Origin of the sequence: Shinella zoogloeoides, from assembly GCF_020883495.1 — a bacterium.
Lineage (GTDB): Bacteria > Pseudomonadota > Alphaproteobacteria > Rhizobiales > Rhizobiaceae > Shinella > Shinella zoogloeoides.
In genome coordinates this window covers 621,183-633,799 of sequence record NZ_CP086610.1, presented here as the reverse complement: position 1 = coordinate 633,799, position 12,617 = coordinate 621,183, and the positions used below count along the sequence as shown (strand labels likewise).

The 12,617-nt window shown below is 62.1% G+C and carries 14 protein-coding genes; 8 read left to right on the top strand and 6 right to left on the bottom strand.

The features are described from left to right. Positions 1–11 precede the first annotated feature (11 nt). The gene (locus K8M09_RS03075; protein WP_229342129.1) at positions 12–809 is read left to right on the top strand and encodes a hypothetical protein; all 798 of its coding nucleotides are present in this window, start codon (positions 12–14) and stop codon (positions 807–809) included. 39 nt (positions 810–848) lie between these two features. Here K8M09_RS03075 and istB read toward each other — a convergent pair whose 3' ends face one another. From istB to K8M09_RS03060, 3 genes are all read right to left on the bottom strand, one after another. Further along, positions 849–1,661, bottom strand: coding sequence for an IS21-like element helper ATPase IstB (gene istB, locus K8M09_RS03070; protein ID WP_160788246.1), 813 nt, complete (start codon positions 1,659–1,661; stop codon positions 849–851). Next, positions 1,651–3,177: an IS21 family transposase gene (gene istA, locus K8M09_RS03065; protein WP_160788247.1), complete on the bottom strand. Its 1,527-nt coding sequence runs from the start codon at positions 3,175–3,177 to the stop codon at positions 1,651–1,653. Before istA ends, istB begins: the two co-directional genes overlap by 11 nt. A 116-nt stretch (positions 3,178–3,293) precedes the next feature. Then, entirely contained in the window at positions 3,294–4,505 is a 1,212-nt protein-coding gene (locus tag K8M09_RS03060) for an IS256 family transposase (RefSeq protein ID WP_160788268.1), read from the bottom strand. 19 nt (positions 4,506–4,524) lie between these two features. Here K8M09_RS03060 and K8M09_RS03055 point away from each other — a divergent pair, with 19 nt between their 5' ends. The 5 genes from K8M09_RS03055 to K8M09_RS03035 all read left to right on the top strand — a co-directional run bounded on the left by K8M09_RS03055 (position 4,525) and on the right by K8M09_RS03035 (position 8,094). Continuing rightward, positions 4,525–5,637: a hypothetical protein gene (locus K8M09_RS03055; protein ID WP_229342124.1), complete on the top strand. Its 1,113-nt coding sequence runs from the start codon at positions 4,525–4,527 to the stop codon at positions 5,635–5,637. Positions 5,638–5,748: 111 nt separating this feature from the next. Continuing rightward, a complete protein-coding gene (locus K8M09_RS03050) occupies positions 5,749–6,858 on the top strand; it encodes a hypothetical protein (RefSeq protein ID WP_160787822.1) in 1,110 nt (369 codons plus the stop codon). Positions 6,859–6,881: 23 nt separating this feature from the next. Further along, the gene (locus K8M09_RS03045) at positions 6,882–7,406 is read left to right on the top strand and encodes a hypothetical protein (protein WP_160787823.1); all 525 of its coding nucleotides are present in this window, start codon (positions 6,882–6,884) and stop codon (positions 7,404–7,406) included. A gap of 10 nt (positions 7,407–7,416) precedes the next feature. After that, positions 7,417–7,683: a hypothetical protein gene (locus tag K8M09_RS03040; RefSeq protein ID WP_160787824.1), complete on the top strand. Its 267-nt coding sequence runs from the start codon at positions 7,417–7,419 to the stop codon at positions 7,681–7,683. A gap of 228 nt (positions 7,684–7,911) precedes the next feature. Further along, complete coding sequence (locus K8M09_RS03035; RefSeq protein ID WP_160787825.1) at positions 7,912–8,094, top strand: YegP family protein; 183 nt, start codon at positions 7,912–7,914, stop codon at positions 8,092–8,094. Positions 8,095–8,140: 46 nt separating this feature from the next. Here the strand turns inward: K8M09_RS03035 and K8M09_RS03030 are convergent, their stop codons facing one another. After that, a complete protein-coding gene (locus K8M09_RS03030) occupies positions 8,141–8,689 on the bottom strand; it encodes a cupin domain-containing protein (RefSeq protein ID WP_160787826.1) in 549 nt (182 codons plus the stop codon). Between the two features lie 144 nt (positions 8,690–8,833). Here K8M09_RS03030 and K8M09_RS03025 point away from each other — a divergent pair, with 144 nt between their 5' ends. Both K8M09_RS03025 and K8M09_RS03020 read left to right on the top strand, forming a co-directional pair. Continuing rightward, complete coding sequence (locus K8M09_RS03025; protein ID WP_160787827.1) at positions 8,834–10,171, top strand: aspartate aminotransferase family protein; 1,338 nt, start codon at positions 8,834–8,836, stop codon at positions 10,169–10,171. 59 nt (positions 10,172–10,230) lie between these two features. Then, entirely contained in the window at positions 10,231–10,590 is a 360-nt protein-coding gene (locus K8M09_RS03020; protein WP_160787828.1) for a winged helix-turn-helix domain-containing protein, read from the top strand. A 3-nt stretch (positions 10,591–10,593) separates the two neighbouring features. On the opposite strand, the gene modC is transcribed toward K8M09_RS03020, so the two are convergent. Further along, a complete protein-coding gene (modC, locus tag K8M09_RS03015; RefSeq protein ID WP_160787829.1) occupies positions 10,594–11,667 on the bottom strand; it encodes a molybdenum ABC transporter ATP-binding protein in 1,074 nt (357 codons plus the stop codon). Then, complete coding sequence (gene modB / locus K8M09_RS03010; RefSeq protein ID WP_160787830.1) at positions 11,664–12,365, bottom strand: molybdate ABC transporter permease subunit; 702 nt, start codon at positions 12,363–12,365, stop codon at positions 11,664–11,666. Before modB ends, modC begins: the two co-directional genes overlap by 4 nt. Positions 12,366–12,617 lie beyond the last annotated feature (252 nt).

Here is a 12,617-nt window from a genome sequence, read left to right as displayed (position 1 = left end):
GCGCAAATCCCATGCTTACCGACGATGAAATCACCCGCCTCGCACAGCAATTCTACAACCATATTCTGGCAAGGGAGCACGCCGGTCGCGCTTCCGGCGCCTATCTCGAAGAAGATGCGCGCGCCGCACGCGCCAAATTCTGGTCCGACGTTGCCGAGCAGACGCGGAAAACCCTTGGCGGCAATACGCTCGACACCGGACTTTGGGCATCACAGGCCGCTGCCCAGATGGCTGGCTTGTCCTGGCCCTCGCTTGACGAGGAAGAACGCCATCAGTGCAAGGAAGCGGTTCACCGCGCCGGCATCGATCTCGCGGAAGCACTGAAAGCTCGCTATGAAGGCGACTTCGACTATGAACCGAAAAGCAAGCTCCTCCGCCAGACCTTGGCCGAGGCACGCCCCGTAACGTCGGCTCCCGTGCCGGCGCGGCAATCGGATGTGCAGTCGGAGCCGCTTTTTTCGACGGTCTACCCGAGCTACATCGAAGGCCAGCTCCGGCGCAAAGAGTGGAAACAGCAAACCGGCAACCAGGCCGATGCCACGTACCGGCTTTTCATCCAGAACTGCGGGGACAAGCCGGTAAGCCGGTATACGCGGGCGGATGCCGGACAATTCCGCGCAACGGCGGAGCGTTTGCCTTCCGACTACGGCAAGGCTTCCGCCTACAAAACCTTCACACCCGATGAAATCATCCGCGCCCATGAAAAGCTGCCGGACAACCGGAAACAGCCTCTGTTGACACAGAAGACCATCAAGCGCCATTTCTCCGCTCTTTCCGCCATGTGGAGCGAAGCTGTTGATTGCCACTGAGAACTGACCCGGCGTTTCCACCGAGAATTGACCCGCTTATTAGGTATGTTTCGGCTCTGCGGTCGTGGTCAAGTTCCTCGTTTTCTCCTTTGTCGTTTTGGTGTCGTGCGCGGAGCTGTTCTTGAAGCGGAAGCTGTCGTTGCCGGTCTCGAGGATGTGGCAATGATGGGTGAGCCGGTCGAGCAGCGCGGTTGTCATCTTGGCATCGCCGAAGACACTGGCCCATTCGCTGAAGCTCAGGTTGGTGGTGATGATGACGCTCGTGTGCTCATAGAGCTTGCTCAGCAGATGGAACAGCATCGCACCGCCTGAAGCACTGAACGGCAGATAACCGAGCTCGTCGAGGATGACGAGATCGGAGTGTGCCAGGCGGTTGGCGATCTGGCCTGAGCGACCTTGGGACTTCTCCTGCTCGAGCGCGTTGACCAGTTCCACGGTCGAGAAGAACCGAACCCGCTTGTGATGATGTTCGATGGCCTGGACACCGATGGCCGTGGCGATATGCGTCTTGCCCGTGCCGGGACCGCCGACCAGGACAATGTTGTTGGCGTCGTCCAGGAAGTCGCAGCGATGAAGCTGACGGGCCAGCGCCTCGTTGATCTCACTGCTGGTGAAGTCGAAGCCGTTCAGGTCACGATAGGCTGGAAAGCGTGCCGTCTTGAGCTGGTAGGCCGTCGATCGAACTTCACGTTCCGCGGTCTCCGCCTTGAGGAGCTGCGACAGGATCGGGATTGCCGCCTCGAATGCCGGCGATCCCTGCTCGGTGAGTTCGCCGACGGCCTGGGCCATGCCGTGCATCTTCAGTTGCCGCAGCATGATGACGACAGCGCCGCTTGCTGGATTATGACGCATGGCGGGCCTCCGTCTTTCTCAGCGCATCGTATCGTTCGACATTGGCCTTGGGCTCGTTGACGAGCGTCAGGGCCTGAGGTGCATCGATGGTGGGCGGTGTGAAGGATTTGCCGTCGACGAGGCGATGCAGCAGGTTCAGCACGTGGGTCTTCGTGGGGACGCCGGACTTCAGCGCCATGTCGACCGCCGATAGCACGGCCTGTTCGTCGTGCTGGAGAACAAGGGCCAGGATATCGACCATCTCGCGGTCGCCACCCGGCTTCTTCAGGAGGTATTGCTGCAAGGTCCGGAACGCGTCCGGTAGCTCGGCAAAGGGTGCACCGTTGCGAAGCGCGCCTGGCTTGCGTTGCACGACCGCCAGATAGTGCCGCCAGTCGTAGATCGTCTGTCCCGGTCGGTCGTGAGAGCGATCGATGACGCGACGATGCTCGCAGACGATCTGGCCTTCCGCAGCAACCACGACACGATCCGGATAGACCCGCAGGCTCACCGGTCGATTGGCGAAGGATGCCGGCACGCTGTAGCGATTGCGCTCCAGATGGACGAGGCAGGTTGGCGTGACCCGCTTCGTATACTCCACGAAGCCGTCGAACGGACGGGTAACAGGCATCAATGCCAAAGCTTCCTCAGCCCAGATGTCGGCAATGGTGCCGCGCATCTGTCCGTGTGGGGTCTTTGCCCAGAATTCCTTGCACCGAAGCTCCAGCCAGTCGTTCAGGGCATCCAATGATGGAAAGCGCGGAACAGGTTGGAAGAAGCGATGACGCGCATCCTGAACATTCTTCTCGACCTGCCCTTTCTCCCAACCAGACGCGGGATTGCAGAACTCCGGCTCGAATACGTAGTGACTGGCCATCGCCAGGAAACGGACATTGACGTCGCGCTCTTTCCCGCGGCCGACCTTGTCGATCGCCGTGCGCATGTTGTCGTAGATTCCGCGGCCGGGGATGCCGCCGAAGACCCGGAATGCATGATTATGGGCATCGAACAGCATCTCATGCGTCTGCAGGAGATAGGCCCGAACGATGAAGGCGCGGCTGTAGCTCAGCTTCGTGTGCGCCACCTGCAGTTTGGTGCGCTCATTGCCGATGATGGCCCAATCTTCCGACCAATCGAACTGGAAGGCTTCGCCGGGGTCAAACGCCAGGGGCACATATGTCCCGCGGCCCGTCGTCTGCAATTCTCTCTGCCGATCATCACGCCATTCCCGAGCAAATGCCGCAACCCGATTGTAGGAGCCCTCGTAGCCAAGGCTCATCAGATCGGCATGCAACTGCTTCATCGTCCGCTTCTGCTTGCGGTTCTTCTTGGATTCGCTCTTCAGCCAGGCAGACAACCGATCAGCAAAAGGATCAAGCTTGCTTGGCCGCTCCGGGACTTTGAACTTCGGCTCCACGCCGTCCAGGCGCAGGTATTTGCGGATGGTATTCCGGGACAGGCCAGTCCTGCGGCAAATCTCCCGGATCGATAGTTCTTCTCGAAAATGCCAGCGTCGGATCACGCTCAATAACGCCATGTCGATCACTCCATAGCCCCCGCTGAAAACATGCGAGGGAAGGTTGGAACATGGGTCAATTCTGATAGCGTCCGTCAAGTTGGTGTAATTTCGGGTGTAGGACCGGGCCGTCATGATCAGGCGGCTCTGGGTGTAATCTGAAGTGTAGTTTCCTCTTCGATTGTTGGTGGGTTTAGCTCGGCCATTGCCTCGACCTGCATGTATCGGCTCAGGAGCTGCCATTCGTCGTTGGCTTCGAGCAGAACCGCGCCGATGAGGCGAACGATGCTGTCCTCGTTGGGGAAGATGCCGACGACATCGGCACGGCGCTTGACCTCCTTGTTGAGGCGTTCGAGTGGATTCGTTGAATGTAATTTCGTGCGGTGCTGGGCGGGGAAGGCCATGTAGGCCAGCACGTCGGCTTCGGCATTGTCCATGAAGGTACCGAGCTTGGGCCATCTGGCGCGGAGCTGGTCGGCGACATGCCGCCAGGTCTGCACGGCATTGTCATGGTCGGGCTGGATGAAAGCCTGACGGATCGCGGCGGCGACCATGGTGTGCTGGCCCTTGGGAACGTAGGCCAGCGCATTGCGTGTCGCATGAACACGGCAGCGCTGCCATGTCGCGCTGAGGATACGGGTAATGGCCGCTTTCAGCCCTTCATGGGCATCGGAGATGACCAGCTTGACGCCGGTGAGGCCTCGGCGGACCAGATCACGCAGGAAGCTCGTCCAGAACGGCTCGGCTTCGGAGGGGCCGATGTGCAGGCCGACAATCTCCCTCTTCCCGTCCGTGTTGACCGCCACCGCGATTATCGCCGCCACCGACACGATGCGACCGCCCTCACGCACCTTCAGATAGGTGGCGTCGAGCCAGAGGTATGGCCAGTCACCGGAAAGGGGGCGCTTGAGGAAGGCGTTCACCCGCTCGTCGATATCCTTGCACAGCTTGGAGACGGAGGATTTGGAGATGCCGGTCATGCCCATGGCCTGCACCAGCTCATCGACCTTGCGCGTCGAGACGCCGTTGATCCACGCCTCCTGGATCACGGCCACCAGCGCCTTCTCCACCATCTTCCTCGGCTCCAGAAAGCCGGGAAAGTAGGCTCCCTGTCGCATCTTCGGTATCTTCAGGTTCAGCGTGCCGAGCCGGGTGTCGAGCGAGCGGTCGCGGTAGCCGTTGCGCCATGTCTGGCGGCTGTCGCCACGTTCATAGCGCCCAGCGCCGATCAGGCCATCAACATCGGCTTCCATGATCAGTTGCAGCACGCTTTCGGCAATCGTGCGCAGAAAATCGCTATCGCCACTCTTCGCGGCAAGCTCGGAAAGAGCTAATCTGTCGTCGGTCATCGGGGTTCCTTTCGGCTGGTTGAAGCTTTGCAACTCCACCTTCTCCGACAGGCCCGGTGCCCACCTTGCGCTCAACGAATTCGGCAGCTCATTCTCCACCGCCGTTTCCACCTCAATGCGCCTCCGAAATTACACCACGTGCGCGGACGCTACCTCAATTCTCAATGGAAATATCAGGCCACGCCGGGTCAGTTCTCAGTGGCAATCAACATTCCTGGATGCATTAGAGGAACTGGCGAACGATAGCGCCGGCAATTGGTGGCGTGATGTGCTTCGGCATACCGACCTCGTTCTCGCCGTTCGACGCAACTCCATCAATGCCTATTATAGAGGCGCTTCCATCTTTCGCATCGGCTGGAAACCGGGCCAGGTGATCCCGTTCACCCACGCGAAATATCTTGTTCGGCAAGCACAGACCTATGTTGCCCTGGAACGCGGTGAATTCCAATTCGACGCCCGAGACGTGCTTCAAAAGACGTATCTGGGCATGGAGACCCTGAACGAGATGTGCAGGGCCGCATCTCGCTATGCCGGTGCGGAGAAAGCCGGCATTCATCCCATGCTTGCCGGCAATGCCGATGTGATCGATGCCGAGATCGCCCTGACGCGCCTATCCTCGCCGGAGGACGATGGCGAGGAGGAGGCCGGCTCATCCGACCGCAGGCAGGATCGTATCGATGCGGCGATTGCGGTCCTAGAAAACGACGTGCCTACAATCCGCTTCTACGAAGCCAAGCATTTCACCAATTCGGCCTTGCGTGCCAGCGGCGACAATCTTCCCGATGTGGTTCGTCAGATCACGGATTACGAAAAGGCGCTGGAAGCCTACCGGGCCGAGCTTTCGGCAGGGTATGTCGAGACGGCAAGGGCGCTGCTTCGCTTCAACGACATGCGCATACGGGCATTCGGAGAAAGCGCCGGCCGCAGCATTGCACCGGCGATCCGTCAGATTGCCGAGACGGGATCAGCACCCGTTATCGACACGCTTCCCCATCTCATTATCTACGGGTTCGACAAGGCGCAGCGAGACGATCCCGCCTGGAGCAAACATCTCGCCAAGCTCCAGGCTGCGATACCGGGACGGGTAAGGGCCATCGGCAATCCGACCCGGACGACTGTGTTCAATCGGTAACAGTGGGACTTTCTTGCGAATTCGGGGCAATTCAAACGAGGCAGACGTGAATACGTGGGGCGGTTCATCGCCCGAGGGAGCCGCATCATGAGAAATCACGATGGGGAGCCCATGAAAGTTGTCGTCTATTTTCGTCAGGCAGGAGGAACCACCGCCGGGACATATCCGCTCATCACCCATTGGACCGAAGACGAGGATGAACAGCCCGTTCCCCTGTTCAGCCAGTTCGATATGGACGCGATAGCCGATGCGGCACCGGAAATTCTTGTCCAGCTTCAGTCTGTCAATCGGTGGCTGAAGGAAAAGCGGGGTGTTGTCGTCGCGTCGTTTATGGAGATGGAGGATGGCTCAGGCCGCCGCCCTTCCTATGGCGCTGCCCGGGAGGCAGCGGGCCGGGAGCGAGCCGCTGTGCTGATCGCCACGACCAAGGCACTCGCCGGACAACGCTTCGCGCCCATTTCGCAAGACGGGCTGGAAATCGTCCGCCTGGAAGACCCGGACGAGGCCGACCGTGAAAGCTGGGCGCGATCCCGGAATGTCGTGGTCTATTTTCGCGCACTCGCCGGCCCCGAGGAAGCGCAAGCCCTTCTGGAAAAGCAACGCCGAGAAATCGGCAAGATGCTGCGATCCGCCAACGTGCTGGCCGAGTTTGTGGAAACCGAGCCGCTTCTTTCGGCAGAGCGCCCGCAGCTTCAACAGGCGCTTGCGCTCTGCCGTGAAAAGAAGGCACGGCTTTTCATCGGCACGACGGATGCCATCGGAGACGGTGAGGTATTCACGCCGGATTTCACTGACGTTCCCTATGAGGTCGCCTATCGGAAAGCCTATGAATGGCCGGAGACGATCCCGTTGGATCATTGCCCGTTCCCCGTCGCCCTGTATTTCGGCAAGCAATGGACGCACGGTTATGTGCCGCTTTACCTCGCCAATGCCACGGAGATCGAGTTGCTTGAGGTGACGATATCCGGCATCGGCACCACCGTCATGGACCGCGAGTACGTCGAAACCACGCCATCGAGAAAGGAAATCGACAGCGTTCCATCCGGCGCCGGCCGGCTGGTCGAGGCTTACGACGTCTATTTCGACGGGGACTTTCTGGTCATCTACACCGTCGAGGCGCGCTCAAGCGATGGCACCCGCTTTAGCGGACGGGCCGCGACCAAAGGCATTCCCGGCAATCGCTGGCTTCGTATCAACCACTGGAAACCAATTTCCACCTGACCTCTTTCATCACAGGATTTTCCATGAACGCCCAGTTTTTTCAGTCCTGGCGCGGGGCATTGCTCATCGCCGCCGTCGTTACCGTTGGTGTTTCCGGGTATAAGGCCATCTTCGGCCCCGACACGGCAACGCGCATTGCGCAGGCCAGAATGTCCCGCCTGCTGCCGGGCGGTCAGCCGACGCAGGATATGTTCGACCGGCAAGTCGCCGCTGCCCGACCTTTTGTCAGCGCGCAGATCACGCTGGGCCAGCTTACGAACTACTTGCAGCGGCTCAACTACGAGATTGCGTGGGAGGCCATTGATGTCGATACCTTCGTCATGCGCGCCAGCGGCAACGATGCCTTGACGCGCCACAACGAAGAATATGCCATCCAGTTTGTGGCTCTGGACGGTCCCGTCAAGGACGGAAGGGTTATCGGTGTCTTCAATGGCCCCGCTGCCGGGATCGAGAGCATGGCCTATAACCGGGTCACGGTGTCGGACGAGGAGGTCGTCCAGTTTATCCTGACGATTGTTTCCGATCTTTCACCCGTTCCGCTCCAGTAGGTCAGCCTTTATGCTCGGCAACATCATCGATCACCGAACAGACCACAGCATCCCCGAATGCGATGCCGTCTTCGAGCCGTCCGCCCATGACAATGCCAGACGCCCGGACGGGCGTCCCTGGTTCGTCCTGGAGGAGGCGGAGGCCGATCCTGCCTATTTCCATGTGCTGGATTCGGTCGATACGACGGTGCGCGAGGCCCTGCTGAGAGCCGAACGAGACTGGCCTTTTGCCGTCACCGTCTACCTGTACGACAAGGGAGCAAGGCCCTTGGGATAGCGATGCGGAGCCTCTTGCAGCGATCCAATCGACTGCTACAATCTTCAAACCATTTCCTATCGCGATGTGCTGATTTCATTGAGGTTTTCGGGCTGAAAAGCCGGCCGTGCAGGGTCCAGGTTCCCCAGCCAAACTTTCTCCTTGAAAACAGATGTTTGCGCCTTGCCAGAGGTTTACGCTGCTGGCACGTTGCGCCTGTCTGATTCACACCCTCGTGGAGGAAAGCCCATGGCGCACAAGTTCGAGATCTACAAGGACAAGGCCGGCGAATTCCGTGTTCGCTTCAAGTACAACAGCGAGATCATGTTCTCCACGGAAGGCTACACCAGCAAGGCCAGCGCGCAGAACGCCATCGATTCCATCAAGAAGAATGGCCCGGACGCGCCCGTCGAGGACAATACGCAGGCCTGATCCGCCGTGTTTCCCGAAAGCCCGCCCCCGGCGGGCTTTTTCTTTTTCAGAAGGTCGGCGGGGTGCAGGCGCTGATGACCTCGCAGGGCACCGGGCCGACGCAGCGGAAGCGGTGCGGGCGGCGGCTTTCGAAATAATAGGCGTCGCCGGGGCCGAGGATGCGGCGCTCGTCGTCGACCGTCACTTCGAGGCGGCCGGAAAGCACGATGCCGCCTTCCTCGCCGTCATGAACCAGCGGCACCTTTCCCGTGTCCGCGCCGGGCTGGTAGCATTCCTTGAGAATCTGCAGGCTGCGGCCGAAGGTGTTGTCGCCGATCTGGCGGAAGGAAACCGGGCCTTTGCCGATCTCCACCAGTTCGTCCGCCCGGTAGAAGGCCTTTTTCGGCCGATCCGGCTCATAGGCGAAGAATTCGGCAAGGCCGATCGGGATGCCGTCGAGGATGCGCTTCAGCGCGCCGACCGAAGGGTTCGAGGCGTTCGATTCGATCAGCGAAATCGTCGAATTGGTGACGCCGGCACGCTTGGCCAGCTCGCGCTGGGACAGATTATGGGCCATGCGCAGATGGCGCAGCCTGCCTCCGATATCGACCGACATGGCATTTCCTGTTTCAGATGTTCGAAATAGCGAAAACCGCCCCTCCTCCATCCTTTATTTTCAAATGCTTGACGTCAACAAGAAAAGGACTTGTTCGGCATGGCAAATCATGGCGTCTATCGCCTCAACCAGAGGAGACCTCCCATGAACGCCCACAACAAACCCAACGCTCCGGTGCTCGACAGCTACTGGATGCCCTTCACCGCCAACCGCCAGTTCAAGGCCGCGCCGCGCCTGCTCGCGAGCGCCGAAGGCATGTATTACACCAGCGCGGACGGCCGCACGGTTCTCGACGGCACCGCGGGCCTGTGGTGCGTGAATGCCGGCCATGGCCGCCGCCAGATTGCCTCCGCCGTCGAGCGCCAGCTCACGCAGATGGACTTCGCCCCCTCCTTCCAGATGGGCCACCCGATCGCCTTCGACTTCGCCGAACGCCTTGCCGAAATCGCTCCCGGCCCGGAAGGCGCCAAGCTCGACCGCGTGTTCTACACCGGCTCCGGCTCCGAATCGGTCGATACCGCACTGAAGATCGCCATCGCCTACCAGCGCGCCATCGGCCAGGGCACGCGCACGCGCCTCATCGGCCGCGAACGCGGCTATCATGGCGTCGGCTTCGGCGGCATCTCTGTCGGCGGCATCCTCAACAACCGCCGCGTCTTCCCGCAGCTCAACGGCTCGGATCACCTGCGCCACACGCATGACCTTGCCAGGAACGCCTATGTGAAGGGCCAGCCGGAACATGGCGCGGACCTCGCGGACGATCTGGAACGTCTGGTCGCGCTGCACGGCGCGGAAACCATCGCGGCCTGCATCGTCGAGCCTGTCGCCGGCTCCACCGGCGTTCTCATTCCGCCGAAGGGCTATCTCGAAAAGCTGCGCGCGATCTGCGACAAGCACGGCATCCTCCTGATCTTCGACGAAGTGATCACCGGCTTCGGCCGCCTGGGCGCCGCCTTCGCCACCGACTATTTCGGCGTGACGCCGGATCTCGTGACGACCGCCAAGGGCCTGACCAACGGCGCGATCCCGATGGGCGCGGTGTTCTCCAGCCGCAAGGTGCACGACGCGCTGATGCATGGGCCGGAAAACGCCATCGAACTGTTCCACGGCTATACCTATTCCGGCCATCCGGTGGCCTGCGCCGCCGGTATCGCGACGCTCGACATCTACCGCGACGAGGGCCTTTTGACCCGCGCCGCCGAGCTGCAGGACGACTGGTACGAGGCGATGCATTCGCTGAAGGGCCTGCCGCATGTCATCGACATCCGCACCATCGGCCTCATCGCCGGCATCGAACTGGCATCGCGCGACGGCGCGCCGGGCGCACGCGCCTATGACGTCTTCGTCGACTGCTTCGAGAAGGGCCTGCTGATCCGCGTCACTGGCGACATCATCGCCTTCTCGCCGCCGCTGATCGCCGAAAAGAAGCACTTCGAGGATATCGTCTCGATCCTCGGCGATGCGCTGAAGCGCGCCGCCTAATCTTCCCTCGGCGGGAAACGCTGTTATATCTGGGCCCGTATCATTACGGGCCCAGTTTCATGTCAGCAGCCAGCAAGACCGCGCCGAAGCTCATCTTCCGCCTCCAGTTCGATCAGGACAACCGGATCGGGCGGGGGAAGATCCAGCTTCTCTCGCATATCAGGGAGACCGGCTCGATTTCGGCCGGCGGACGGGCGATGGACATGTCCTACCGGCGGGCCTGGCTGCTGGTCGACGAGATGAACCGGCTGTTCAAGCAGCCCGTCGTCGAATCGCAGCGCGGCGGCAAGCAGGGCGGTGGGGCCGTCGTGACGCCGTTCGGCGAGGCGCTGATCGCCCATTATCAGGCGATGGAAGAAAAGGCGCGTGCGGCGCTCTCCAACGATATCGGCTGGATCGTCGCCAATCTGGCGGATTGACCCCTATTCCAGCGCCACCGTCTTGACGACCGCATGCACCGGCAGGCCCGGCGCAAGGCCGAGACGCTCGACCGACAGGACCGTGATGCGGGCGTGGATGTGATCGCCGCCGCAGGCGATGCGCAGGTTCGCCATGCCCTCCCCGTCCGGTTCCACCGTCTCCACCACACCTTCGAGAATGTTGAGCGCGCTGATGCCCTCGGGACGCACCGTCGCCACCAGCACGTCGCGGGCGGGAATGCGCAGGCGCACCGCCTCGCCGGGCGAGACGGCCGCACCCGGCACGAAGACGGCCGCGCCGCCATCGAGGCGGATGGTGGCAAGGCCATGGGCGGCGTCGCGCGCCTCCACCCGGCCGGACAGCACGCTGCCCGCCTCGCGGCGGTCGAGCGCGGAGGAAAGCCGCGCGCCGCCGAGCACATCCGAGGCGGGGCCGGCGGCGGCGATGCGGCCATCGGCCATCAGCACCACCTTGTCGGCAAGGCGGGCGACCTCGGCCACGGAATGGCTGACATAGACGATGGGAATGCCAACCTCGTCGCGCAGGCGCTCCAGATAGGGCAGGATTTCCGCCTTGCGCTCGTCGTCGAGCGCGGCGAGCGGCTCGTCCATCAGCAGCAGACGCGGGGACGAGAGAAGCGCTCGGCCGATGGCGACGCGCTGCTTTTCGCCGCCGGAAAGGTTGGCCGGCTGGCGATCCAGCAGGTCGCCGATGCCGAGCAGGCCGATGATGCGGTCCGGGTTTTCCGTGCGTGCGCCCTTCGGGGAGAACCAGCGGCCGTAATGGAGGTTCTGGCGGACCGTCAGGTGCGGAAAGAGCCGGGCCTCCTGGAAGACATAGCCGAAGCGGCGACGGTGCGGCGGCAGGAAGATGCGGCGCGCCGTATCGGCCAGCACGTCGCCATCCAGCACGACGCGGCCTTCCGTCGGGCGCGTCAGGCCGGCGATGATGCGGATGAGCGAGGTCTTGCCCGAGCCGGAACGGCCGAACAGCGCCGTCACGCCGCCTTCGGAGGTGAAGGCGGCTTCCAGCGAGAAATGGCCAAGCCGGTGCCTTGCTTCGACGGTAAGGCTCATTCGAGATGCACCTTGCGGCCGAGGCGCTGGGCGAGGAATTCCGAGGCGATCAGCGCCGCCATGGAGATGGCGATGGCGACGAGGGTGAGGCGCATCGCCCCGGCATCGCCGCCGGGCACCTGGGTGAAGGTATAGATGGCGGCGGACAGCGTCTGCGTCTCGCCGGGAATGTTGGAGACGAAGGTGATCGTCGCGCCGAATTCGCCCATGGCCTTGGCGAAGGCGAGGATCATGCCGGCGAGCACGCCGGGGACGATGAGCGGCAGGGTGACGGTGAAAAAGACCCAGAGAGGACTTGCGCCGAGCGTGCCGGCCGCCTCTTCCAGCTTGCGGTCCACCGCCTCGATGGAGAGGCGAATGGAGCGCACCATCAGCGGGAAACCCATGACGCCGCAGGCGAGCGCCGCGCCGGTCCAGCGGAAGGAGAGCACGATGCCGAACCATTCGTCGAGCAGCGCGCCGATGGGACCGCGCCGGCCGAAGAGAATGAGCAGGAGGAAGCCGGTGACGACCGGCGGCAGGATGAGCGGCAGGTGGACGAGGCCGTTCAGCAGCGACTTGCCCCAGAAGCGGCCGCGCGCCAGCGCCAGCGCCACGAAAATGCCGAGCGGCAGGCTGAAGAGGACGGCCACCGACGCGACCCGAAGGCTGAGCCGGATCGCCGTCCATTCCTCATCGCTCAGGGCAAGCCAGTCCACGCGGTTTCCTCATTGCTGCCGATTCCCTCTCTGCCTGCCCGCGCGCACCACTAGGGCAGAACGAACGCATATGAAACGGAACGCTCGCCCCATCTTCCTTCTCCCCAGCGGGGAGAAGGTGCCGGCAGGCGGATGGGGGGTGCCGAAGGCGGGAAAAATCGAGCCCTGTGGGTGCCCCCTCATCCGACCCTTCGGGCCACCTTCTCCCCGAGGGGAGAAGGGAAAAAGCTGCATCGCCGAATTCCATAGGCG